This is a genomic window from Ruminococcus sp. (genome assembly GCF_024684275.1).
Genome location: NZ_JAIKXF010000091.1, coordinates 39,163 through 65,893, shown reverse-complemented (window position 1 = coordinate 65,893; position 26,731 = coordinate 39,163). Strand labels below are relative to the sequence as shown.

At 46.4% G+C, this 26,731-nt stretch carries 19 protein-coding genes; 18 read left to right on the top strand and 1 reads right to left on the bottom strand.

Going from position 1 to position 26,731, the window contains the following annotated elements; genetic code table 11:
- Positions 1–37: 37 nt before the first annotated feature.
- The 16 genes from murA to clpB all read left to right on the top strand — a co-directional run bounded on the left by murA (position 38) and on the right by clpB (position 19,716).
- Entirely contained in the window at positions 38–1,297 is a 1,260-nt protein-coding gene (murA, locus tag K5677_RS10190) for a UDP-N-acetylglucosamine 1-carboxyvinyltransferase (RefSeq protein WP_296727696.1), read from the top strand.
- A 23-nt stretch (positions 1,298–1,320) separates the two neighbouring features.
- Positions 1,321–2,472 (top strand): FtsQ-type POTRA domain-containing protein, encoded by a 1,152-nt coding sequence (locus K5677_RS10185; protein ID WP_296727579.1) that lies wholly within the window; start codon positions 1,321–1,323, stop codon positions 2,470–2,472.
- Between the two features lie 185 nt (positions 2,473–2,657).
- Positions 2,658–3,800: a cell division protein FtsZ gene (gene ftsZ / locus K5677_RS10180; RefSeq protein ID WP_296727578.1), complete on the top strand. Its 1,143-nt coding sequence runs from the start codon at positions 2,658–2,660 to the stop codon at positions 3,798–3,800.
- 453 nt (positions 3,801–4,253) lie between these two features.
- The gene (locus K5677_RS10175; RefSeq protein WP_296727576.1) at positions 4,254–5,876 is read left to right on the top strand and encodes a hypothetical protein; all 1,623 of its coding nucleotides are present in this window, start codon (positions 4,254–4,256) and stop codon (positions 5,874–5,876) included.
- A 117-nt stretch (positions 5,877–5,993) separates the two neighbouring features.
- Positions 5,994–6,563, top strand: a complete 570-nt coding sequence (locus K5677_RS10170; protein WP_296727573.1) for a sigma-70 family RNA polymerase sigma factor — start codon at positions 5,994–5,996, stop codon at positions 6,561–6,563.
- Positions 6,564–6,661: 98 nt separating this feature from the next.
- A complete protein-coding gene (locus tag K5677_RS10165; RefSeq protein ID WP_296727571.1) occupies positions 6,662–6,937 on the top strand; it encodes a zinc-ribbon domain containing protein in 276 nt (91 codons plus the stop codon).
- A 99-nt stretch (positions 6,938–7,036) separates the two neighbouring features.
- On the top strand, positions 7,037–8,494 hold the full coding sequence (locus tag K5677_RS10160; RefSeq protein WP_296727569.1) for a Nif3-like dinuclear metal center hexameric protein: 1,458 nt from the start codon (positions 7,037–7,039) through the stop codon (positions 8,492–8,494).
- 9 nt (positions 8,495–8,503) lie between these two features.
- A complete protein-coding gene (locus tag K5677_RS10155) occupies positions 8,504–9,322 on the top strand; it encodes a putative RNA methyltransferase (protein ID WP_296727567.1) in 819 nt (272 codons plus the stop codon).
- A 115-nt stretch (positions 9,323–9,437) separates the two neighbouring features.
- A complete protein-coding gene (locus tag K5677_RS10150) occupies positions 9,438–11,189 on the top strand; it encodes an NFACT RNA binding domain-containing protein (RefSeq protein ID WP_296727564.1) in 1,752 nt (583 codons plus the stop codon).
- Position 11,190: 1 nt separating this feature from the next.
- On the top strand, positions 11,191–11,718 hold the full coding sequence (locus K5677_RS10145; protein WP_296727562.1) for a DNA-3-methyladenine glycosylase: 528 nt from the start codon (positions 11,191–11,193) through the stop codon (positions 11,716–11,718).
- Complete coding sequence (locus tag K5677_RS10140; RefSeq protein ID WP_296727559.1) at positions 11,715–12,491, top strand: AraC family transcriptional regulator; 777 nt, start codon at positions 11,715–11,717, stop codon at positions 12,489–12,491. The genes K5677_RS10145 and K5677_RS10140 overlap by 4 nt, the downstream gene beginning before the upstream one ends.
- A gap of 363 nt (positions 12,492–12,854) precedes the next feature.
- Positions 12,855–13,664, top strand: a complete 810-nt coding sequence (locus K5677_RS10135; RefSeq protein ID WP_296727557.1) for a polyphosphate polymerase domain-containing protein — start codon at positions 12,855–12,857, stop codon at positions 13,662–13,664.
- Positions 13,665–13,669: 5 nt separating this feature from the next.
- On the top strand, positions 13,670–14,410 hold the full coding sequence (locus tag K5677_RS10130) for a DUF4956 domain-containing protein (RefSeq protein ID WP_296727555.1): 741 nt from the start codon (positions 13,670–13,672) through the stop codon (positions 14,408–14,410).
- Between the two features lie 117 nt (positions 14,411–14,527).
- The gene (locus K5677_RS10125) at positions 14,528–15,850 is read left to right on the top strand and encodes a carbohydrate-binding domain-containing protein (RefSeq protein ID WP_296727552.1); all 1,323 of its coding nucleotides are present in this window, start codon (positions 14,528–14,530) and stop codon (positions 15,848–15,850) included.
- Positions 15,851–16,419: 569 nt separating this feature from the next.
- On the top strand, positions 16,420–17,070 hold the full coding sequence (locus K5677_RS10120; protein ID WP_296727550.1) for a hypothetical protein: 651 nt from the start codon (positions 16,420–16,422) through the stop codon (positions 17,068–17,070).
- 48 nt (positions 17,071–17,118) lie between these two features.
- The gene (gene clpB, locus K5677_RS10115) at positions 17,119–19,716 is read left to right on the top strand and encodes an ATP-dependent chaperone ClpB (protein ID WP_296727549.1); all 2,598 of its coding nucleotides are present in this window, start codon (positions 17,119–17,121) and stop codon (positions 19,714–19,716) included.
- Between the two features lie 294 nt (positions 19,717–20,010).
- Here the strand turns inward: clpB and K5677_RS10110 are convergent, their stop codons facing one another.
- Positions 20,011–22,608 carry a discoidin domain-containing protein gene (locus tag K5677_RS10110; RefSeq protein WP_296727547.1) on the bottom strand — a complete coding sequence of 866 codons (2,598 nt, stop codon included), beginning with the start codon at positions 22,606–22,608 and terminating at the stop codon, positions 20,011–20,013.
- Positions 22,609–23,137: 529 nt separating this feature from the next.
- Between K5677_RS10110 and K5677_RS10105 the strand changes: the two genes are divergently transcribed.
- Both K5677_RS10105 and K5677_RS10100 read left to right on the top strand, forming a co-directional pair.
- Positions 23,138–23,842 (top strand): ABC transporter ATP-binding protein, encoded by a 705-nt coding sequence (locus K5677_RS10105; protein ID WP_296727545.1) that lies wholly within the window; start codon positions 23,138–23,140, stop codon positions 23,840–23,842.
- 4 nt (positions 23,843–23,846) lie between these two features.
- Positions 23,847–26,576, top strand: a complete 2,730-nt coding sequence (locus K5677_RS10100; protein WP_296727542.1) for an FtsX-like permease family protein — start codon at positions 23,847–23,849, stop codon at positions 26,574–26,576.
- Positions 26,577–26,731: the final 155 nt, after the last annotated feature.

The following is a 26,731-nucleotide window of genomic DNA, read 5'->3' as shown; positions in this document are numbered from 1 at the left end:
CAGCATACAATACATAAAAATGCTGTGAGGTGGTATGATGCAGAAATTTGTTATTACAGGCGGCAGACGCCTTTGCGGTGAGCTTGCCTTACAGGGCAGCAAAAACAGCTCCCTGCCAATAATGGCGGCGGCGCTCCTGTGCTGCGGCGATTGTACGCTGCACAGCTGTCCCAAGCTTACCGACGTTTATGCAGCCGCAAGGATATTGAACTGTGTGGGCTGTAAATGCAGGTTTGAGGGCAATACCGCAGTCATAAACTCAGAGACTGTTGCAAGTACAGAGATATCCGAGGAGCTTATGCGCGAAATGCGCTCATCTATCATATTCATGGGTGCTATGCTGGGCAGGGCAGGTGAGTGTACTGTCAGTGTACCGGGGGGCTGCGAGCTGGGACCGCGTCCCATAGATATGCACCTTGCTGCTCTCAGGAAAATGGGAGTGGAGATACGTGAAAACGGCGGAAGTATCATCTGCAAGGCTTCCTCAGGCAGAGCAAAGGGCGCTAAGATCTCCCTTGCATTCCCTTCAGTGGGTGCAACTGAAAATATCATACTCTGTGCGGTTACGGCAGATGGTGAGACAGTCATAAACAATGCGGCTCGCGAACCTGAGATATGCGATCTGTGCGGTTTCCTGCGAAGCTGCGGTGCGGATATAGCAGGCGACGGTGAAAGCCGTATCATAATTAACGGAAAACAACAGCTTCACGGCTGTGAATATACAATAATGCCCGACAGGATAGTCTGTGCGACCTACCTTTCAATGGTGGCGGCGGCTAAGGGCGAGCTGATACTTACAAATGCCTGCGTTCCCGAAACAGAGCCGTTTTTATCGGTGCTGGAGCAGACGGGGTGCAGTATTTATACATCTGAAAACAAAATATACCTTCGCAGCGGTTCGCGTCTGAGAGCCGTCAGAGACAGGATAAGGACAATGCCTCACCCGGGGTTCCCGACTGACGCTCAGGCTGTGTTAATGGCTGCGCTTTGTGTTGCCGACGGCACCAGTGTTTTCGAGGAGAATATCTTCGACTGCCGCTATCGTCATACCGACGCTCTTGTAAAAATGGGTGCGGATATACAGGTGCTGGGCAAGGTCGCTGTCATAAAGGGCAGGGAAGGACTTAACGGGGCAAATACTGAGGCTACCGACCTGCGGGGCGGTGCAGCTATGGTCATTGCGGCTCTCTGTGCAGAGGGGCGCTCGGAGATAAGCCGTATCTGCCACATTGACAGAGGCTATGAAAAAATGGAAGAAGCCGTAGGACTTCTCGGCGGAGATATGCGCCGCGTCTGAGGCGGAAGGAATCAGGAGAAAATATGAAAGACGTCGAAAAAACAAATGTCGAAAGACAAAACAGCCGCAAGCGTATCAGACGACGCAAACGAATGATGAACGTTTACGGTCTTGTGGTGCTTCTGTTGGTGCTTACTGCCGGCATTACCATAAGCTATACGTTCTTATTCAATATTAATGAAATACGTGTGGCAGGTCAGTCGGATATGTACTCCGCTGAAGAGATAGTGGCGGCTTCCGGCATAAACAAGGGAGACAATCTGCTGAGGCTTGACTGCGAAAAAAGCGAGCAGATGATACTTGATAGCCTTCTTTATGTTGAGACTGCAAAGGTTGACAGAGACTTTCCGTCATCGCTTGATATCACAGTGACAAAGTGTATACCTGCTTTTAATGTGAACTATGGCGACGGTACGCTTCTCGTCAGCAAAAAGGGTAAGATACTTGCGGATAACGGCTTCATAACCGAAGGACTTCCTATCATATACGGCTTTGATCCTGCGGATCATAATCCGGGTAAGCCTGCTGCTTCGGAAAACGAGCACAAGAATGATGCTTTCCATGAGCTTATATCAACTATGGCTGCAAAGAATGATGACAGTATCATGACTGTTGATATGAGCGACGAACACGCTATCATTGTGAATTACAAGAACGGCATGATATTCAAAATGGGCAACTGGAACGATGTAGAATATAAGCTTAACCTTGCCGAGACCGTAATGCAGGACGAGACAGTCAAGGGCAAAAAGGGCTATCTTACCATGATCGGCACCAAGCAGTGCAGCTTCAGAACGAGCGACGGACCTGTTGCGGTCCCGGGAGCTGAAGAACCAACGACACAGCCGATGACCGATGAATACGGCTACCCTGTTATAAAGAGTGAGCACGATCCAAAGCAGGAGGAAGTGCTCAACGATTTCAATAATAACCGCGGTACTACCGAGCCTACAACTGCCGCACAGCAGTGGACGGACTACAGCGGCTATGACGACGGAAGTCAGTGGAGCGATAACAGCTATCAGCAGGATAACCAGTGGACAGACAATAGCCAGTGGAGCGGTGACAGCGGGCAGGGAACTGCCGATAACAGCTGGACTGACCAGAGCACACAGTGGTCTGATAATAGCGGAGATACGGTAAATTATGACAATAATTCCGGCGGACAGTGGTAAACCTCTTTAAAGGGTGTAAAAAATGATATAAATTTACTGCCCGTTATTGTTTATTTCGCTGAAAATAAAAAATGTTTTATTAGGACTTGAAAAAATCATGCCATTATGCTAAAATATAAAGTGTATTTATAGGCTAATATATATATTTGATAAATTAAGGATAATAAATAGTAGGAGGAGTTCAAATGTCAGATTTCAATTATGAGGAAACACTCGAACCCGATGTTAATATTAAGGTCATTGGTGTTGGCGGCGGCGGCGGAAACGCTGTAAACTGCATGGTGGATTCGGGTGTCAATAATATAGAATATATCGCTATAAACACAGATGCTAAGGCACTTAACAAGTCTAAGGCTACTACAAGGATACCGATCGGCGCTAAGCTTACAAAGGGCAGAGGCGCAGGAAACAAGCCTGAGATCGGTCAGCGCAGTGCTGAGGAGAACCGCGACGAGATTGAAACACATCTCAAGGGTGCTGATATGATCTTTATCACTGCCGGTATGGGCGGCGGTACAGGAACAGGTGCTGCTCCTGTTGTTGCAAAGATCGCTAAGGAAATGGATATTCTTACAGTTGCTGTTGTTACAAAGCCTTTCCTCTTCGAGAGAGAGCAGAAAATGGCACAGGCTGAAAGAGGTATCGCAGAACTCAGAAAGTATGTTGATTCTCTTATCGTTATCCCTAATGAGAGACTTCTCGTTGGTCTTGATAAGCCGCTTACAATGCTCCAGTCATTTGCACTTTCAGATGATGTGCTCAAGACAGGTGTAAAGAGCATTTCTGATCTTATCGTAGAAGAGGGCTACATAAACCTCGACTTTGCAGACGTTTCAACAATTATGAGAAACGCAGGTTACGCTCACATGGCTATCGGCCACGGTACAGGCAAGGACAAGGCAAGAGACGCTGCAAATGCAGTTATCTCCAGCCCGCTTCTCGAAACATCTATCTCGGGTGCTAAGAGACTCCTTATCAATATCGCAATGTCAGAGGATATTCTTTCTTCCGATGTTGATGCAGCTACAAAGATGATCACAGATACAGCTGCTGACGGTGTTGAGTTCATCTTCGGTACAGCATTCAAGGAAGATATGCAGGACGAGATGACTATCACAGTTATCGCTGCCGGCTTCGACGATATGGACGCTGCTAATGATGCAGCAGTTGAGGGCGCAGCAATCGAGAATCCTGAGGAGGATATAATACCTATCGACAATCCTCTCATTGACGGTCTTGGCTTCGGCGCACCAAGTGCTCCTGCAAAGCCAGCTGCTTCAAATCAGGATTACGATCTTGATGACATCTTCAAGATGCTTGGCAACTAATTAAAGTATAATGAGCGGCTCACATGAGCCGCTTTTTGTTTGAGCATGGATATGCTCTGAGCCCGAGGTTTTTCCTCGGGCTTTTTTACTTTTATAAAATTGCACAAATACATATTTCGTATAGCATTTGTATTTACAAACTGTAACTATTTACATTAATATAACGTATTAAGCTAAAGGAATTGACTGTAAATTTAACGCGTAGTATATTTCAAGGCAATTTTATAGTAATTTGCACTAAAATCAATCCAAATTTTCTACATTTCAATAGTTGAAATAATATAATTAATATGTTATAATTTAGTTAAGGCAAAATCATCAGAACCTGTATTCATGGACTGTGAAGGCTTTTTTATATGCAATATCACCAAATGTTCCTTCACAGAAACTGAGTATGGGTTCTTATTCCTTAATTTTTTACCTCGGTAACGATCGAGGGGAATGGAGAGTACCATGAGCGAACCAACACCAACCGTATTAAGAGAAACCAAGATCGGTCAGAAGGGATTTATCAAAGAGGACGTTATTACATACCTCGATGAGCTTAATTCTAAGATAGTTGCCCTTGAGGACGAGCTTAAAGCGTCTAAGGAAAGCAGTTCATCTGCTGATCCTGAGGAGATAACTAAGTATAAAAATCAAGTTGAGAACCTTCAGGAGAAGCTCAATACCTCCAACAATGCTCTCAGAGCTGCAAAGAAGGAAAATGAAGAGCTCCAGAAAACTATAAATCAGCTCAAGGCACAGGGCGGCGGTGCAGGAAATGCACAGGCTACTGCTGCTTTAGAGGCTGCTAAGAAGGAAATAGACGCACTTAAAGAACAGCTCAAGAATGCTGAGCAGAAGGCTGCACAGGGCGCTGCTAATCCGCAGGCTAACGCACAGACTACTGCTGCTCTTGAAGCTGCCAAGAAGGAGATCGAGGATCTCAGAAACAGACTCAGAGCTGCTGAGCAGAAGGCTGTTCAGGGCGCTGCTGCACCTGCCGCAGGCGGAGCTGCTGACGCTGAGCTTGCAAAGGCTAAGCAGGAGATCGCTAAGATCACAGAAGAGCTTGCTGCAAAGACAAAGCAGATCGCTGACATCAATGCTAAGCTTGAGGCTAAGACTCGTGAAGTAAACGACAAGAATACAGAGATCTCAAAGCTCAACGACGAGATCGCTGATCTCAAGGAGAACGCTGCTCCTACATTTGATATGGGCGCACTCTTTACAGAGGCTCAGAAGAACGTTGTTCAGATCCAGAACAAGGCTAAGCAGGAGGCTGAGGCTGTTACTAAGGAAGCTAACGACAAGGCTGCTCAGGTAACTAAGGAGGCTGACGAAAAGGCTGCTCTCGTTACTAAGGAGGCTAACGATAACGCTGCTAAGGTAACTAAGGAAGCTAATGACAAGGCTGCTCAGGTAGTTAAGGAGGCTAATGCAGAGGCTGAAAAGGCTGTTGCTAACGCTAACCGTGCTGCTGAGAACTGTATCAAGGAGGCTAACGATCAGGCTCGCAATACTGTAAATGAGGCTAACGCTCACGCTGATAAGGTAAACGAAATGTCCAAGACAGTTCGTGAAATGCTCCTTACAGAGATTGAGAGCATCAACAGCAAGTTCACAGATATTGCTTCTGTTCTCAATAATCTTACAAACCAGTGCTCAGGCAGAATGAACGACGCTCAGAACATTATCGGTGAGGCTCGCAAGACTATCGATGTTCACAAGAATGAGCCTTCAGTCAAGAAGATGGATCCTCCAAAGGCTGAATTCACACCTTCAAAGGCTCCAAAGGCTGACGCTGATACTTACGCTAAGACAGCAGCCGAGATCAAGACTCCTGATCCGTTCGCAGGCGTAGGCAACTTCAATAAGAATAACAATAACAACAACAATAATAATAACAATAACAGCTTCAATAACAACAACAATAACAATAACAACAAGCCTGCACAGAACAACAATGTTCAGAACGCAGCTCAGAACCAGCAGAACAAGCCTGCTCAGGGCAATAAGAGCGCTAATTTCAACTTTGATATGGCAGAGCTCTTAAAGGCTGCTGAGGAAGAGGCTGCTAAGGAATCAGAATAATCAATAACAGTTATTTCCTGTCTCCCTCGGGTTTATTCCCGAGGGACAGGGATAGCTTCGACTTGTATGGGAAATGCAGATTGTTGGGTGGATATCTTGCTTGAATCGGATTTCAATTTGAATGAATTGAACAGCAAAACAGATGAAGAGCTGGCTGTGCTCGGTAAGACAGATAAATCAGCTTCAGCTGTACTCATCTCGCGCTTTTCTAAGCTTATTTTTATTAAATCGGAAATTTATGCAAACTCAGAGACCGACAGTGATGACCTGTACCAGGAGGGCATGATAAGCCTTTTAAAGGCTATTGAAGCCTTCAATCCGAAAAAAGGCGTCAAGTTCTCTACCTTCGCCGAGGTTTGTATCGTCAATCGTATGAGAACTGTGTCTAAAAAATCAGTCAGGGATTTCTCATTTGCCGAAAGGATAGACGACGAGGATGCAGCCGATGTGCTGTCTGATGAGGAAACTCCCGAAAGCATTTATTTTTATAAAGAATTTTTTTCCGAGTTGTGGAAGGACATCTGTTCGGTGCTTTCTCTTACAGAGCTCAATGTGCTTACACTTTGCGTACAGGGCATGAGCTACAGAGATGCCGCTGAAAAGCTGGAGATGACAGAAAAATCTGTGGATAACGCCATGCAGCGCGCAAGAAGAAAAATACGTGCGCTCATGCATGATACAAATTGAAATATGACCGTGTAGCTCAACCCAGAAGAGCGTTGTTTTACAAAGATGTGGGTGTAAATCCAACCGTGGTCGAAAATATTTAAGCGAGGTATTGTACTATGTACGAAGACAAGACATTAGTTTGCAAGGAGTGCGGAAACGAGTTCATTTTCTCCGCAGGCGAACAGGAATTTTATGCAGAGAAAGGCTTCGTGAACGAGCCCCAGAGATGCAAATCATGTCGTGATGCAAGAAAGAACGCAGGCAAGGCTGAGCGCACGATGTACACAGCAGTTTGCGCTTCATGCGGCGGCGAAGCAAAGGTTCCTTTTGAGCCAAAGGAAGGTAGAGCTGTATATTGCAGCGAGTGCTTTGCCAAGATGAACGAGGCATAATTAATGAGACCGAAAGCACAGTCGGAAACGGCTGTGCTTGGTTTTGTTTATGCGTACTGCAAGTCAGTGCGCTATTTTTGAGTATAATGAGGTACAATGATGCTTGATAACAGACTGAAAAAAGTAGCTGAGCTGGTAAGCGGAGAGGGCATTGCCTGTGATGTGGGTACTGACCACGCTTATCTCGCCGCGGAGCTTATAAACAGCGGAAAATGCAGCAAGGTCATCGCTTCTGACGTGAAAGAGGGACCACTTGACGCTGCAAGAAGTACCGTTGAAAAATACGGCATACAGGATAAGGTGGAGCTTGTTCTCTCTGACGGACTTGATAACGTTGACCTGAAGGGCGTTACCGATATAGTTATTGCCGGTATGGGCGGAGAGACCATCGCCGCAATAATCGAGCGCATAGAAGTGGGCAGCGAGGAAAACGAGAATATACAGTGGATACTCCAGCCGATGACAAAGCCTGAGATTTTGCGGAAAAGACTGACAGAGCTGAATTTGTTTATTACAAATGAATATGTCGTTGAGGACGGCGATAAGATGTACGTTATCATCTGCGCCGAGTACAGTTCCTTTGACTGCAAGCTTACCGAAGCGATGTCCATATGCGGATACTTTGATGAAAACGACGAGACCGCCGGAAAATATCTGAAGCGAGAGGCTGAGCGCCTTGAAAAGGTCGCTGAAAATCTTAGCAAGGCAGGGAGAAAAGCAGAGGCACAGCACTATGCCGCACTGGCTGAAAAGGCTGCAAATGGCATAGGGACCGAAAAGATCAGTGATTTATTAGTCTTTCTTGATGAGCGGTACCCATTTGCAGCACAGGAGAAATGGGATAACTCAGGGTACCTTGTGGAAACGTCTTCCGATGAGTGCAGCAGGATACTTCTCTCACTGGATATTAGCGATGATGCAGTAAATGAGGCTAATTCAAAGTATGCAGACCTTATTATCTCGCATCACCCTGTGATATTTGAGCCAAGAAAGAAAATTTCCTGCACCGATCCTGTTTACAAGCTTATAAAGTATGAGATAGGTGCTGTGTGTATGCACACCAATCTTGATATAGCAGCAGGCGGTACAAACGGTGTTATACTGCAAAAGCTCACAGATAAGCTGGAGCTTGCAGGTGAGCCTCAGCCCTTTGAGGAGCTTGGCGGCGGAAACACGCTGGGCTGGATAATCGAGCTTAAAGAAAGTATCAGCGGCAAGAACTTAGCGCAGCTCTGCAAGAGCATATTCGGCTGTGAAATGGTCAGGACTTCACACTGCGCTGATAAGAGCATATCAAGGATAGCCTTCTGCTCAGGCTCCGGCGGCTCAATGCTGGGACTGGCGTCTGAAAAGTGCTGCGATGCCCTGATAACAGGCGACGTAAAGCATGATGTATGGATAGATGCGAATAATCTGGGTATAGCAGTTCTTGACTGCGGTCACTTCCACACAGAGAACCTTGTGCTCCGGGAGCTCCGCCGTGTACTGGAGGAGAGATTCCCGAGGCTTGATATTGAGATAGCTGAGAGCTCTGTCGATCCCTGTGAGTATGTCTGAGGTGAAGGAATGAGTATATTCATATGTCCCGTGTGCGGCGAAAGGCTTGAAATAACGGGAAATACATACCTGTGCCCTAAGGGACACAGCTTTGACAGAGCTAAGAGCGGCTATGTGAACCTGCTTCTTTCAAAGCATATGGGCAAGACTGTTCACGGTGACAACAAGCTTATGGTGCAGGCGAGAAGACGCTTCCTTGACAAGGGCTACTATGCGCCTTTGTGTGATGCACTGTGCGAAGCAGTCATTTCCAACATTAATGGAAAGACGATTCTTGACGCAGGCTGTGGCGAGGGGTATTATACCTCCGCAATAATTGGCAAGCTTGAGACCGAAAAAAAGGCAGTTCAGGTCTGTGGGATTGATATTTCAAAGGCTGCTGTTGAGTATTCTGCGAAGCGATGCAGGTCTGCTGAGCTTGCTGTTGCAAGCGTATTTCACATACCTGTGGCTGAAGGCTCCTGCGATATGCTTATAACTCTTTTTGCACCCTACTGCGGTGAGGAGTTCCTTCGAGTACTGCAAAAAGACGGTATAATGATAATGGTTATACCCTCCGCAGATCACCTGTGGGAGTTTAAAAAGGCGATATATGATACTCCCTACAAAAACGAGGTGAAGCCCTATGAGCTGGATGGTTTTGAGCTCATTGACAGGCAGCACATCAAATATGATATAGAGCTTGATTCACAGGAGGATATAAACGCACTGTTCTCGATGACTCCCTACTATTACAGAACGGGCAGGGAACAGCAGGCGCGGCTTGCACAGCTTGACAAACTCACTGCATCGGCTGATTTTGAGCTGCTTGTTTACCGCAAATTTTGATTAGCAAATTTTCGCACGAAAAGCTATAATATATATGAACAGCTTTAGTGCGGAGCAATAAGAACGCAGCGATGCTCAGGCCTCTGCGTTCATTTTTATGTAAAGGAATGATTCTATGGCTCTGGACGGAGCTTTCTTATATGCTGTAAAAAGCGAGCTCATGCCCCTCATCGGCGGCAGGGTGGAGAAGATACATCAGCCCTCACGGGAGGAGGTCATCATCTCCATACGTACCCGAGGCGGCAGCAAAAAGCTTTATATCTCGGCAAATGCAGGCAGTGCAAGAGTCCACATAACAGAGAATAATGTGGATAATCCCCAGACGCCGCCTATGTTCTGTATGCTGCTGCGAAAAAGACTTGGCAGCGGCAAGCTCATCGACATCAGGCAGGACGGCTTGGAGCGAATACTCTTTCTTGACTTTGAGTGCGTAAATGAGCTTGGCGACATCGTTATCATAACCCTTGCCTGTGAGATAATGGGACGCTGTTCAAACCTCATTATCATAAGCAGCGAGGGAAAGGTCATCGACAGCATAAAGCGCGTTGACGAGGATATGTCCCGTGAGCGACTGGTGCTCCCGGGTATGAAGTATACACTTCCACCGAGAGATGACAGACTGAATTTCCTCACTGCTGAGCCCGAGGATATTGTTTTAAGACTTAAAAACACTGAGCCAAAGGAGCTTTCAAAGGCTCTGATACGCATTTTCGAGGGAATCTCCCCCATACTTGCAAGAGAATGGGCGTTTTTTGCAGGCAGGGGAGCGCACATCGAAACTGACACCATAACCGATGACCAGCTGGACAGGCTACTCTTTGCTGTAAAACGCACACGTGAACAGCTAATGAGCGGCGAGTGCTGTTTCTCAGCGGTCAGCGACAAGGAAGGACAGCTAAAGGACTTTTCATTCATTCGGCTTTCGCAGTTCGGCACACTCATGTACACTAAGGAGCTTAGCAGCGCCTCGGAGCTTCTGGATTATTTCTATTCCGAGCGTGACCGCGCAGCCCGTACAAAACAGCGCGCCAATGACCTGTTCAAGCTGCTTATGAACCTCACAGACCGTACTTCAAGACGTATTGCTGCACAGCGTGACGAGCTGACAGCCTGCGCTGACAAGGAACACGCGAAGCTGTGCGGAGACCTTATCTCGGCTAATATGTACCGTATTCAGAAGGGCGACAGCTCTGTCACTGTAGAGAACTTCTACGAGGACGACTGTCCGCAGGTAACTATTTCTCTGGACGTGAGAAAAACACCTGCACAGAATGCCCAGCATTACTACAGCGAGTACAAGAAATCTGTTACCGCAGAGGAAAAGCTTTCAGAACAGATACAGAAAGGCGAGGAAGAGCTGCAATATCTTGAAAGCGTATTTGATGCACTGACAAGAGCTTCCTCAGAGAACGACATAATACAGCTCCGACTGGAGCTGAAGGAGCAGGGCTATATCCGCTATGCAGGCGGAAAGGCTAAGCCTCCGAAGGCGCTGCCTCCTATGGAATACAAGTCAAGCGACGGTTTTTCCATACTGGTTGGCAGAAACAACAAGCAAAACGACCAGCTGAGTCTGAAATTTGCCGAAAAAACAGATATATGGCTCCATACTCAGCTAATAACAGGCTCTCACGTTCTGATACTCACAGACGGCGAGACACCGCCCGAAAGAACTATAGAAGAGGCGGCTGTCATTGCAGCTGTGAACAGCAAGGGAAGGGATTCGGGACTCGTACCCGTTGACCACTGCCTTGCAAGATACGTAAAGAAGCCCGTTGGCGCAAAGCCGGGAAAGGTCATATTCACAAACTATAAGACCATATTTGTAAAGCCCGATACCGAGCTTGAACAGAGGCTGAGAGTGTGATATGAACACAAGGCTCGACGCGGAATTTTTTCACAGGGACGTGCTGGAGGCGGCACCTGACCTTGTGGGAAAGATACTTGTCCATAAGCTTCCCGACGGTACTGAGCTCCGCGAACGCATCGCAGAGACAGAAGCCTACAGAGGCGAGGAGGACAAGGGCTGCCACGCTGCAAAGGGCAGAACAAAGCGCACAGAGCTCCTCTACGGAGAGAGCGGCGTTATTTATGTATACCTGTGCTATGGTATGCACTGGCTGATGAATGTCATTACAGGCGAAATTGACCAGCCTCAGGGATTACTTATTCGGGCAGGCAAAAGATATAACGGACCTGCCAAGCTAACAAAAAATATGAAGGTCGACGGAAGCCTCAACGGAATTTCCCTCAAGAATAATGAGAAGATATGGTTTGAGGACGACGGATACCGCCCGAAGATCAGGACTGCTCCGCGTGTAGGCATAGATTACGCAGGAGAGTACTGGAAAGATATAGAGTGGCGGTTTATAGACGACGGGGAGTTGATACTGTGAATATACGCTGTATAGGCTGTAATTCGATTTATGACAGCAGCTCTGTATTTCGCAGAGCCGCGGCTAATGAGTATATGCTCATGCTTATGCACAGCCGCTGTAGGTTTGACATAAACGGGCTTACTATGAGAACGCCCGCAGACACCCTTATTGTACTGGACGGTAGATATCCTGTGGTGTACTCCGCCGATGAAAGCCCGCTCGTTTGCGATTGGGTATGCTTCGACGCTGATGACGAGCAGGAATTCATGGATTCGCTGGAGCTTATGTACAACCGCCCTCTTAACGCTGTGGACACAGAGTTTGTTTCTCAGCTTATAAGAAATGTAGCCAATGAGTTCTATTCACTTGAGTCGCGCAGACTCAAAATGCTGGACAGCCTCATGAGGATACTTCTTGTAAAGGTGGGAGAGACCACGGTGCGCAGAGAGGCACCTGTACAGACTGCCGAACCCCATTATGGGCTTCTGGTTGAGCTGCGTGAGAAGATATACCGCAATCCACAGATGAAATGGAATGTGGACGCAATGGCGGCATATGTGAATATGTCACGTTCATATTTCCAGCACCTTTACCGCGAGACCTTCGGCGTTTCATGTATCGCCGATGTGATAAGCGGCAAGATAGAAAAAGCTAAGGAAATACTCAGCGAGACAGGCTGTACTGTTTCTCAGGTAGCTGCCATGTGCGGCTATGACAACGAGGAGCATTTTATGCGGCAATTCAAAAAGGTAGTAGGAATAACTCCTACTAAGTACAGAAAACAGGCATAATCGGATAATATTTTTCATTTATTGCTTACACTGTTCAATTATTGCTCGATTTGCGCTTTTTTAAGGTTGTTTATTAATACTAAATTCATAAAGTTTAAGATGTGATAGACAAGTGAACGGTTTTTCAGATATTTTCCACATATGATTTTGTGCAACTTTTTAGAGCTGTTTTGCTCTTGTTTCTGGAAAACGGCGCAATATAGCCGAATATAGAAGTTATAATATTTAATTTAGTAATAAATCAAAAAATGGTTATTTTTTGGAAAAATTAAGACTATTTTAAGAAAAGGGTCCTATAATATAATCAAAAGATACGAAAGGAGTGTGAGCTCCGAGCAGTTAGGTACTGCTGCGGAGGCGATTATGGCTATTAATACATTCGCTCGCAAAGAGATAAAGTTTCTCCTTAATATGGATCAGTATCACGGACTTATGGAAGTCATCTCACAATATATGAATCCTGACAAGTTCTGTGTCGGCGGCAAGGAATACGGAATCTATAATATTTACTACGATACACCAGACGATTACCTCATCAGAGAATCACTCTCCAAGCCTTATTATAAGGAAAAAATAAGGCTGCGCAGTTATTATTCACCTGCTGCGCCTGATGATACGGTCTTTCTTGAGATCAAAAAGAAGATAGGCGGCATCGTTACCAAGAGAAGAGTCTCAATGACACTTGAGGAATCCGATGCGTATTTCCGTGACCGCTCAAAGCCTGAATTTACTAAATATATTACTGAGCAGGTATTCAGAGAGCTCGATGTCTTCCTTGACAGCTATCCTATAGCTCCAAAGCAGTACATCAGCTATCAGAGAGAAGCATTCTTCGGTAAGGACGATCACGATTTCCGACTTACATTTGACAGAAAGATAACCGAGCGCCGCTATGACCTCGGCCTTAACTACGAAAGCTACGGCAATTACATAATAGGCGCTGACCAGAGACTTATGGAAGTAAAGGTCTCAAATGCGATTCCTGATTGGCTTGTAAAGAAGCTTTCGGAGCTTCAGATATACAAGACAAGTTTCTCAAAGTACGGCAGGGCATACCAGAATTTTGTAAAGAGTCAGCTTGAGGACGCTCAGCAGACCGACGGTCGCAGACATATTTACATTTCAGGTATTTCTATGATAAAAAATAATGTTTTGATGAACAGGAGCGTATGATTTTTATGTTTGAACACGGTTTTTTTGGAAATGTACTTTCAAAGTACTATGAGTCTGATTCGATAATCAACAGCAGCGATTCGGCTCTTGGCACTATCAAGCCCGGAGAATTCTTCCTTTGCGTTGGTGCGGCACTTTTGATAGGATTCCTTATCAGTCTTATCTATATCGTTACTCATAGAAAGGAAGGCTATTCTCAGAGCTATGTTCTGACAATGATCATGCTCCCGACTATAGTATCGCTTATCCTTCTTCTTATCAATACCACAGCAGGTGCTCTCAGCCTTGCAGGTGCCTTTACACTGGTAAGGTTCCGAAGCGTTGCAGGTGATCCGAAGGACATAGCCTACATATTCTTTGCAATGGCAGCCGGTGTTGCCTGCGGTATCGGATATATCGGATTTGCTATCGTATTCTTTATTATCCTCGGCATTGTAATGTTCATACTCAGCGAGACAGACTTCGGCGGCTGCAAGAAGAGACATATGACTCTCAAGATAGCTATACCTGAGAACCTCGATTATCAGGGCGTTTTTGAGCCTGTACTCGCAAGATATACTACTTTCCACAAGCTCAGAAGAGTTAAGACAACAAACTTCGGTACTCTCTTTGAGCTTATCTACAGCGTTGATGTTCTCGATAACATCGACCAGAAGAAATTCGTTGATGAGCTTCGCGCACTCAACGGCAATATGACTATAAATCTTGTTTTCTTCAAGTACGACGACAAGATATATGAAAACTGATCAATAGACTAAATACTATAGAAAACCCTCTCCAACGTTTGCCAGACTTAATAAGCTTTATTGAGTCTGGCAAATTTTATATCAGGGTGTTTCTAAAGGGGAAAAGGAGAAATAATTATGAAGTATTCAAGACTTTGGGCAGCAGCGGCTGCAATCACAATGATCTTCAGCGGTTATTCTTGCGGAAAAGACAACATGAAAGCTTCATCAGTCACAGACAGCACTGTTTCCGACAGCACTGAGACTACAACAAAGAATGACAAAAAGAAACAGGTATCTTCGGAAACCGACAACAAGGACACTACAACAACTACTACTGCCAAAAAGGAAGAAAAATCCGACAAAAAGACGACCACCACTAAGGCAGGTGAGAAGAAGTCGGATACGACAACCACTGCTAAGAAGGACGGTGCGCCAAAGAGTGAGAGCTCATCAGGGGGCGGTTCTTCAAATAACAATAATACCTCACAGGGCGGCTCTGCAAGCGAAGGAGGCGCTCCAGCCGAGGCTGTGAAGGAGTATGCCGCAGAAATTGATCTGGGCAGCGGAGGTGCTCCAAAGGTCAATGGAAGCAATGTCACGGTAGACGGCTCGGTTATTACAATAACAGCAGGCGGTGACTATATATTCACAGGCGGGCTGACCGAAGGACAGATACGTGTGAATACAGGTGCTTCCGAGGACAAGGTAACTGTGGTACTCAACGGCGTGGATATTACCAATTCGTCAGCTCCTGCAATTTTTATAGAGGAAGCAAAGCGCTGTACCATAAAGCCTAAGGAAGGTTCTGTGAACTATATCACCAGCGGAGTTGAAAAGAAGGGCAACACAGAAACAGGAGCTATATTCTCCAATGATACTATAAGACTAAAGGGCAACGGCGGACTCAATATAACGGCTAATGCCTCACATGGCATCAACAGTGATGACGACGTTATCATCGAAAGCGGAACATACAATATCGAGTCTAGAAAGTCGGGCATCATTGCCAATGACGATATTACAATAAACGACGGAAATATCATTGTAAACGGCGGAACAAACGGCATCAAGTCTAAGGGAACTCTGAATATCAACGGCGGATTTACGGTGCTTTCGGGCGGAACCAAAGAAGAAAAGAGCTCGATATATGCCGCAAGCAGCTTCAGCTTCAAAGGCGGCTGCGTATATGCAGCAGGCAGCAAGGTCTCTGTGCCTACACACAGCGATTTCCCTTACATAGTTGCTGATCTTGGTGAAACAGTTGGCGCAGGCAGCTCAGTGGAGCTTTTCCTGAATGGAAATAGTATGATAACCATGAATCCACACAACGATTTCCGATGTGTGATGATGCTTGCTCCGGAGGTAAGCGGCGGCAGCAGCTTTGCCGTTTCAGTGAACGGAAACAGAAGTCAGGATTTCACTGTTTCAGACGGCGGAAATCAATTCTCATTACAATAAATAAGGCTGTAACATTGGCTTTGTAAAGACAGCTCAATGGACGTCGGTACAGAAGCAGAAAAGATAAAATGCAAATTAAATGTAAATATGTAATATTTCAAAACATATTCATAAAAAATTAACTATAAAAAACACGAAAATTCAAGCAAAAGTACACTAAAGTATATTTTAGTGTACTTTTCTATATTGTAAATAACGCTGATTTGCAATATAATAATATCAGCAAATGAAGATTATTGGTATTCAATATCAAGTACCCTCCCCTCTCATGTGCTTGATATTGTGTATTAGTTCACTTGCACGCCATAGAAATAGTTTTGTCAAGTAATAAAACTAACCCCTTTCATTTGTAATTTTTTCATGTTTTCTATTCTCAATAACTTTTTTTAACTTATTAATCTATGGCTCGACCTACAGTGCTAAGCGATGAAAATCGTTTGGGTCGAATTCTCCGCTCCTTGTGAGCGGACTTTTTTTACTCTGTGAAATTTGCGTGAAAAATTATATAATCCGCTTGACAAATTCTATAATCCGTGTTATTATCTATATAAGAATTGAAGGGAAGTGATGTGCCAGTGAAAAAAAGCGTTTACAGCCTCGTCCTTATGGACGATGTGATAAAAGCCGTGGATCAGCAGGCTTACCGAATGGGAACAAGCCGGTCTAACCTTATTAATCAGATACTTGCAGAGCATTTGTCCTGTGTAACTCCCGAAATGCGTATGAGAGAGATATTCGGACAGGTGGCTGAGCTGGTCAGCAGCAGCTTCCGTGTGCAGGAACAGCGCTCACCGTCGCTTATGACAGTGAGGACGGCTCTGGAATACAAATACCGACCTACTATTAATTATAAGGTAGAGCTTGAACGTGCTCCTGCGGAGTATCTCGGTACTCTCAGAGTGAGTATCCGTACTCAGAGTGCGGCGCTTATTGATATGTTCCATAGCTTTTTTGCCTACAGGGCAAAGCTCGAGAACGCTTACCTGTCCCGTATGGGCATTGACGGCTACAGCTGCGAGATAGGCGAAGGGAGCTTTGCAAGAAAGCTTATTAATACCCATACCCTTGATCCCGAGCAGGCAGGAGCAGCTATAGGCGAGTATATAAAGGACCTTGACCGAGCTGTAAAAACTTATTTTGCTTCACCTAATGAGTTCAGAGACAGTGCGTCTGTCCTTGAAAAGAGTTACCGCGCTATGCTGGAGAAATATATTATTTAGTCCTGAACTTGTTTTTATTCAGATGTTAAGATCGAAAGGAGAATAATTATGAATGCAGAGAAATTAACTCAGAAATCTGTAGACGCTGTCAGGAAGGCACAGAGTATAGCTGTGATGATGTCAAATTCCGTCATTGAGCCTATTCATCTTCTTGCGGGACTTGTTCGGCAGGAGAACGGCCTTATACCTCAGCTTTTGAAAAAAATGAATATAGATGAGGATATTTTCGACAGTGAGATCGAGAAGAAGATAAGCGGCCTTCCAAAGGTAACAGGCAGCGGCAGAAGCAGCAATATCGGTATCTCTGCGGAATGTGACCGTGTACTCACAGCCGCCGAGAGTATCGCTTCAAATATGAAGGACGAGTACGTTTCCGTCGAGCACCTTATGCTCTCTCTTATTGACAGCAAGGACAGGGACGTTTCACAGCTCTTCGCAACATTTAATATAACTAAGGATTCCTTTCTCGGCGCACTTATGTCTGTCAGAGGAAATACCAGAGTTACCAATGAGAATCCCGAGGACACATATGACGTCCTCACCAAATACGGACAGGAGCTTGTCGGACTTGCCCGCAGAAACAAGCTCGATCCCGTTATCGGACGTGACAGCGAGATACGAAATGTTATCCGTATACTCTCAAGAAAGACGAAAAACAACCCTGTGCTCATTGGTGAGCCGGGCGTCGGAAAAACTGCCATTGCAGAGGGACTTGCCCTTCGTATCGTGGCAGGGGACGTTCCCGACAGCCTTAAAGAACGCAAGGTCTTCTCACTTGATATGGGAGCTCTCGTCGCAGGCGCAAAGTACCGCGGCGAGTTCGAGGAGCGTCTGAAAGCTGTCCTCAATGAGATAAAGAACAGCAACGGACAGATCCTCCTGTTTATAGATGAGCTCCACACAATTGTGGGTGCAGGAAAGACCGACGGCGCTATGGACGCAGGAAATCTCCTGAAGCCTATGCTTGCAAGGGGAGAGCTCCACTGTATCGGCGCAACTACCCTTAACGAGTACCGCCAGTACATCGAAAAGGACCCTGCTCTCGAAAGACGTTTCCAGCCTGTTATGGTCGATGAACCAAGCGTTGAGGATACTATTTCTATCCTCCGTGGTCTGAAAGAACGCTATGAGGTATTCCACGGCGTAAAGATAAGCGATAATGCCCTTATTTCTGCGGCAGTGCTCTCTAACAGATATATCACCGACAGATTCCTTCCTGATAAGGCTATCGACCTTATAGACGAAGCCTGCGCTACTATACGTACCGAAATGGACTCCATGCCTACTGAGCTTGATGTTATCTCACGTAAGATAGTTCAGCTTGAAATTGAAGAAGCCGCCCTCAAAAAGGAAAGCGACAATATCTCACAGGAGCATCTTGAGGAGATACAGAAGGAGCTTGCTGAGCTCCGTGAAAAGTTCAAGGGCATGAAAGCTAAATGGGAGAACGAAAAGAACGACATTTCCGCTGTTCAGAAGCTCCGTGAGGAGATAGAGCGCACAGGCGGTGAGATAGACAAGGCTGAACGAGAGTACGACCTTAACAAGGCAGCAGAGCTTAAATACGGCAAGCTGCCACAGCTCCAGAAAGAGCTGGAGGAGCTGGAAAAACAGGCTGAACACGATGTTGAAAACGGCAGACTGCTCCGTGACAAGGTAACTGAGGACGAGATAGCAAAGATAGTATGCCGCTGGACAGGTATCCCTGTATCAAAGCTCATGGAGGGCGAAAAGGAGAAGATACTCGGTCTCGAAGGCTTGCTTCATAAGAGAGTTATCGGTCAGGACGAGGCTGTAACAAAGGTCAGCGAGGCTATCCTGCGTTCACGTGCAGGCATACAGGCTCCCGACAGACCAATCGGTTCGTTCCTTTTCCTCGGACCTACAGGTGTCGGCAAGACCGAGCTTGCAAAGGCTCTGTCGGAGATACTTTTCGATGATGAGAGAAATATTATCCGTATCGATATGAGCGAGTATATGGAGAAATTCAGCGTAAGCCGTCTTATCGGAGCGCCTCCCGGTTATGTTGGCTATGACGAGGGCGGTCAGCTCACAGAAGCAGTCCGCAGAAAGCCATATTCTGTAGTTCTCTTTGACGAGATAGAAAAGGCACACCCCGATGTGTTCAATATACTGCTGCAAGTCCTTGACGACGGCCGTATCACCGATTCACAGGGCAGAACAGTGGACTTCAAGAACACTATCATTATACTGACTTCTAATCTGGGTTCACCGTATATCCTTGACGGTATCGGCGAAAACGGCGAGATAACCGACGAGGCAAGAGCACAGGTGGAGGGACTGCTGAAAACGCAGTTCAGACCTGAGTTCCTCAATCGTCTCGACGAGATAATCTTCTATAAGCCGCTTGCCAAGACCGAGATAATCAAGATAGTTGACCTTATGCTGGCTGATCTGCAGAAGCGTCTTGAAGATAAGCATATCCGCATAAATGTCAGCGAGGAAGCAAAGAATTACATCGTTGACTGCGGCTATGATCCCAACTTCGGTGCAAGACCGCTGAGAAGGTTTATACAGCGAAATGTGGAGACCTTAGCGGCAAAGCGTATCATCGGCGGTAATCTCTCAGCAGGGGACGTTATCGACATTGACCTTGATGCAAACGGAAAGCTGACTGCAACATGATAAAAAAGCTCCCGAGAGCAATACGCTTTCGGGAGTTTTTGTTTGTATGCTGAATCCATGAACGGGATTCCAAAGGGACTGTGTTCCTTTGGCGGAGTCCAGAGGCAGCGCCTCTGGTGGGGTGACTCCCCACAGTGTGGGGAGATGTCGCAAAGCGACAGAGGGGCTGAGGCGGTTAGCCTGGGGCAAAGCCCCGCAGTTACGAAGCGCTCCGCAAGGGTGAATAAAAAAACAGTCCGGTGGACTGTTTTTTTAAGAGGGACGCCTTGCAAGAGAGGGCGTCCCTATATTACTTTAAGCGCCTTTTACAAGCAGCTTTCTTAGTGCAACGAGGTCGAAAATGTCAATATTTCCGTCGCCGTTTACATCGCCCATATCAGGTGTTGTAAGCTTTCCGGCGCCGATCATATACTTCTGGAGCATTACAAGGTCTGCAACCTTTACTTCGCCGTCGCCGTTTACGTCGCCAATGACTTCCTTGCCTTTTTCACCGTATACTGCTATCTCAGCTATATTGCAGAGATAAACATCATCAGTGCTGAGAGGACTTGTGGGAGCGCCTGTTGGCACCTCATAGCGAACATAACGAGCATTGATATTCTCGAATTCCTCGGTATAGTTCATTCTGTAAGCAGGCTTGCTGTCAACTGTGTATACCTTTGTCCAGTTTTCGCCGTCGTTTGATACGCTTATGAAACCGCCGATCATTCTTGCTTCGTAGCCGTTTCGCGGACAGAAGCCGATGTTGCTGATCTTGCATACACTTCCGAAGTCGAGCTGTACGTATCCGCCCTCAAGACCGTCGAAATAAGTGTCGAGTTCGCCGTCGTAAGCCTTTTCGTAGCTTACAGAGGCTGTGTCCTTCCATGAATTGCTGCCCGCAGCGGCAACAGGTGTGAGCTTGTCGTACTTTGGACGTGTGCTCTGTGATGCCTTAGTTCCATAGAGAGCTATTTCTGCGATATTAGCACAGTATGAGCTGTCAGGATTGTCACTGCTATTCGGAGCTCCTGAGGGCACCTCATACCGTATGTAACGAGCCTGCGTATCCCCTGAAAGTGCAGTCGCATAATGCATACCCGAAGATGGTTTGCTTTTTACGGTATAAAGTGTAGTCCAGTTAGAGCCGTCAGCAGAAGCCTTGAACATTCCGTCTGTCATGCGGTATTCATAGCCGCCTCTTGGAGCATAGCCGATGGCTGTGATGTCATAGAGCTCGCCTAAGTCCACCTGTACCCAGCCGTCTGAAACGCCGTCGAAGTAAGTAGCAGTGCTGCCGTCAAATGCCTTGGCATAGCTTGTTGAAGCATCGCTCTTCCATGAGTCTGAGCCGCTTATCATACCCGAAGTAATGTCGATCTTGTCTGTGAGTGTCTCGCCGCCCTTGACACCCTCAATGATGAATGTAGTTACTGAATTAGCAGCAAGAGAAGCTTTGAGTGCGCCGCCGCTTATATTTACAGTACCTGCGTCGCCCCAGTTCTCAGAATTGCTTGTACGGATCACCTTTGCGCTTGTTCCGCACTGGCTGAACTGCGAGAGATCATATACCATATCGGACTTGTTTGCAGAGGTGTTGTATGAAACGATGACCAGCTGTCCGTTTTTCTCATCAAAGGCAGCCATAGTGTTGCCGGATGACTTCAGCATTGTCATACCCGGACGGATATAGCGTGTATATTGACCGAAGCAGTAGTACTTCTTTGAGAGAACTATCTCGTTTTTGTCGTGGTCTGCTACAGCAGTACCCCAGAAGCCCTTTGTCATGTCCACCATGCCGGAGTCCTTTTTGCCGTTGTAGCCCTTAGAGCTTACGTGCTTGTCAATTACCTGCCAGAGTATCCACGCTGAGGAATTGAGTCCGTTGCAGTCTGCTGTGATACGCTCTGACAGCCAGAGTCCCGGAGCCATAGCACCAGCGTTCTGACCTGATGTGCCGTTGCCGTCTACCTCGCTCATCCAGAGGTTCCTGCCTGCGTTGATGGCAGTATTTTTCAGCTGTGTGCGCTGGCTTCCGCCGTAGGTATGAGTGTCGATACGCCCGATAAGAGCCTTTGTTGTACTGGACATTTTGTTCCATGAGGTTATCTGCGTATCAATGATTGATTCGTCGTTTGCGCTTATGATAATATCGTTGAGATTGCGTTTTTTCAGTGACTTTGCAAGCTCCTGATATATCTTGTCCATTGAAGCGCCCTGGTCGAAGTGACAGCCCTCCTGCTTTGCGCTGTATGCGCCCCAGTAGTTGGTATATGGCTCGTTCATTGGAGTGATACTCTGAACGTGGATACCCCAGTCATTTTCGTAGTGTGCAGTTACTTCAGCAAGGTACTCAGCAAAATCTGTGTACTTATCGTCGCGGAGGTTGTTTTTTCCGGAATCCTTGTTTCCCGAGCTGCAGCCGCTCTGTGTCATATAATACGGGGGCGAGTTGGAGAACATTTCAACTATCATGTCGTCCCCGGCGGCTTCGATACACTTGCGGAGCACATTTCGCTGGTTAGCATCTGCGTTCCAGTCGTATGTGACAACGCCGTTGTTGTATTTTGTGTAACCCGGCATATTAGAGTCGGTACGGGTGATATGGTCATGTGACGGATCATCGCCGCCGCCGATGTTGAAGCGGGCGATATTAAGCCGCAGACCGTTGTCGCCGTAGAATGTGTCGGCGGCTTTTTGTGCGAGGCTGTCAGAATAGCCTACACGGTTTGCCCACCAGCACAGAGAGGTGCCCCAGCCCTCGAATTTACCGCCGTTTATGTCGTAAACGTCGTAAGGTGAAAGGCTGATGTTAGTTGCAGCATTCGCTTCAAATGCAGGCAGTGCCGAGGTCATAGATGTCAGGACTGCCATTGCAGCGGCAGCTGAACATATCTTGCGTATAATTTTCATTTCCCTAATCTCCTTTATAATATATTTCCGTCCGCGGATACAAATTCTAATTATATTATACCGCAACATTTGGAAAAAGTAAATAAAAAACCGCAATAATTGAGAATTATATGATATGATTTTTCTAATACAGCATAAATAATATATATTATACACAATATGTTATAAGCGATGAGCGACGGCTGCCCGTTCGCGCTGAGATAAATAGCAGATATAGCTTTTAGCAGCGAATGTTATTTTTTTCGCAATAATATGTTATAAGCAGCAAGCCGCCGCAGCCTTTTTCGCGTAAAAGTATTGCATAACAGGTAATTTTACGCCGCGCAGCTTGCTATTCCGAAGCTTATATGTTATAATCAGAATTGCAGTGTCGGCGCCGTGCAGAGGCGGAGCAGAGCTCCGCCTGACGGTTTCGCACATCAATATATAATTCGACAGCATAAATTCGGCAGCGAAACCGTCGGACGCAGGCGTCCCTGCACGGCTTAACTGCTTCGTGAACATAATACTACTGCATGAAAGGAAAAATATGAGTGCTTACGTTGAGTTTAAGAATGTAAAAAAGACATACAAGTCGGGCGAAGTAGAGGTACACGCTCTTAACGAAGTAAACTTTGAGATAAACAAAGGGGAATTCTGCGTTATAGTGGGAGCATCCGGTGCAGGAAAGACCACTATCCTCAATATACTTGGCGGTATGGACACCCTTACCTCGGGCAGCGTGTTTCTTGACGGTACTGAGATATCTGCTCTCAGCAAGAAGAAGCTGACTGCCTACAGGCGCTATGATGTGGGATTTGTATTTCAGTTCTATAATCTTGTTCAGAATCTTACTGCTCTGGAAAACGTTGAGCTTGCGGCACAGATATGCCGTGAGCCTCTTGATGCTGCAAAGGTCCTTGAGCAGGTTGGACTTGCTGAGCGTACAAGGAATTTTCCTGCTCAGCTTTCCGGCGGCGAGCAGCAGCGAGTTGCTATAGCCCGTGCCCTTGCAAAGAATCCCAAGCTTCTTCTCTGCGACGAGCCTACAGGTGCTCTGGACTACGCTACAGGAAAGCAGGTATTGCAGCTTTTGCAGGATACCTGCCGAAAAAATGGCATGACAGTAGTTGTTATAACTCATAATCAGGCTCTTACCCCAATGGCTGACCGTATAATTACAGTCAGCAGCGGAACTGTATCAAGTGTTAAAATGAATGACAATATCGTGGATATTGCCGATATTGAGTGGTGAAGCTATGGGTTCGGCAGTAAGAAAAAACACGCTCCGTGAAATTCGGGGCACATTTGGCAGATTTTTTGCAATTATGGCTATCATTGCACTTGGAGTCGGCTTTTTTTCGGGCGTAAGGATAGTTACCCCTGCTATGGTGAATACTGTGGATAAGTTCCTTGAAGAGAATCAGTTATACGACTACAGGCTTCTCTCGTCTATGGGCTGGGAGGAAGAGGACGTTGAGGACTTCAGTAGCCGCCCCGAGGTTCGCTATGCTGAGGGCTCATATACTCTTGATATACTCACGGCTGGCTCACGGGAGTACGTTCTGAGAGCTCATTCACTTACCGATAATCTCAATGGTATCCGCCTTACTGAGGGCAGACTTCCTCAGAATGAGAGCGAGTGTATCATTGAGGACGGAAAATTTAAGCTCGGCGGCACTATCACTCTTTCCGAGGATAACTCTGACAGCGTTAAAAACGCTCTGAAAAGTCACACATTTACTATAGTAGGCTCGGCGGATTCTTCTTTGTACATTAATTTCGAGCGCGGAACTACATCAGTCGGAAACGGTGAAATATCCGCATTTGTATATCTTCCTAAGGAAGCCTTTGATCTTGACGTCTATACTGAGGTATATGTGCGTTTTCAGCAGGATATGGAGATATACTCCGACGAGTATGAGAGCTTTATGGACGGCAGAGACAAGCAGTGGGAGAGCTTTTGCCGTGAACGTGCCGATATGCGCTATAATGAGCTATACAGTGAAGCCGAGGACAAGCTCAGCGAAGGCAGACAGGAGCTTGAAAAGAACCGCGCAGACGGTCAGGAGAAGCTGGATAAGGCTAAATCAGACCTTGACAGCGGAAAGGCTCAGCTTGATGAGCAGCTTGCGCAGCTGGAGCAGATAAAGGATATAGCTCCTCAGCAGTATTCCGCAGGCATGGAGCAGTACAATGCCGCCTATGCTGATTATGAAAAGGGGCTTGCAGACTACGAGAGCTCAAAGGCTGACTTTGACAAGCAGATATCTGATGCCGAGGCGGAGCTGAAGAAGGGCGAGAACGACCTGAGCTCGCTGAAAAAGCCCGATATATACGTCCTTGACAGAAATACTAACATTGGTTACGCCTGCTTTGAGAGCGACTCTGAGATAGTTGCACAGGTTGCCCGTGTTTTCCCCGTATTCTTTATTCTTGTGGCAGCTCTTGTGTGTATGACTATCATGAGCCGCATGGTTGAGGAGCAGCGCACCCAGATAGGCGTTTTCAAGGCGCTTGGCTACTCAGAGGGCACCGTTATGGGCAAGTTCATATTCTATTCGGGACTTGCGGCTATCATAGGCTGTGTGCTTGGATATAGTCTTGGAACCTATATCTTCCCAAAGATAATCTGGAAGACCTATACCCTTATGTACATAGAGCTGCCTATGGATTACCTCTTTGACAGAGAGCTGGCGCTTATTGCACTGGCAGTATCTCTTATCTGCTCGGTAGGTGTGACATGGTTCAGCTGTAGGGTGGAGCTATCAGAGACCGCAGCAAGCCTGATGCGTCCAAAAGCACCAAAGGCAGGAAAGAGAGTACTTCTTGAATATGTAACTCCCGTGTGGAAAAGATTGAAATTCCTGCAAAAAGTCTCGATACGAAACATTTTCCGCTACAAAAAGCGTCTGTTTATGATGATATTAGGCATAGGCGGCTGTACAGCCCTGCTGGTGACGGGTTTTGGTCTTAAAGACTCTATTGCAGGCTTTGCAGACACGCAGTACAGCGAGATACAGGTGGCTGATGCCTCTGCTAACCTGAGAAATGTGGGAGATGAGCTTCCTGACGGGCTTTCTGAGGTCCTCACCGAAAATACCGATGACTACACTCTGCTTTACACGGGAGCATGGGACCTGCTCTACGGAAAAAAGGTAAAGAGCGTGACCGTCAACGCTGCTGATTCGTTTGACGATATGGAGAAGTATTTCGACCTCCACAGTGTCAAGGGCAGTAAAATAGCTCCACCTGCTGAGGGAGAAGCCATAGTCAGCCACAGCATTGCAGAGCGCTATGGCATAAAAAAGGGCAGCATGATGAAGCTCCGCGACGAGAATATGCGTGAGCTCAATGTCAAGGTCACTGGAGTTTTTGAGAATCACGTCTACAACGTGGTATTTCTTGGCAGAGAGACTATGGAAAAACAGCTTGGCGAGTCTGTTCCAGTAAATTATGCCTTCCTCAACTTCAAGGAGGGAGCTGACACCTACAAAACTACGGCTGCATTGTCAAAAAACAGTAATATTACAGCTGTTATGGTCTTTGATGACCTGAAGGAGCGTCTGAGCAAAATGATGAGCAGCCTTGATTACATCGTGCTCATTGTTATCATCTGTGCCGCAGGACTTGCCTTTATCGTGCTTTACAGCCTGACCAATATAAATATAACCGAACGTGCCCGCGAAATAGCTACGATCAAAGTGCTGGGCTTTTTCAGACATGAGACCTCGTCTTATGTGCTCCGTGAAAATCTGGCTCTTACTGCATTCGGAACGGTAGTCGGACTTGGCGTAGGGATACTGCTTCACGCCTTTGTAATGGCTCAGATACGAGTTGACTTAGTGGACTTCAGCGTCCGTATATTGCCGAAAAGCTTCCTTTTCAGCACTCTGCTCACGTTCCTTTTCAACTTCATCGTTGACCTGTTCATGGTGATAAAGCTGGAGCGTATCAATATGGCTGAATCACTTAAATCCATTGAGTAGCTTAAATCCAATATTGAAATTCACACCTCATTCAAAATGGGGTGTGATTTTTTGTGCAAGGTCATGAATATGCGTGATAAATCATAGCTCTAATTGACATTTTGGTATATTTGTGGTATAATATGGTTGAGCCAATAGTAGGCTCTGGGGATTGT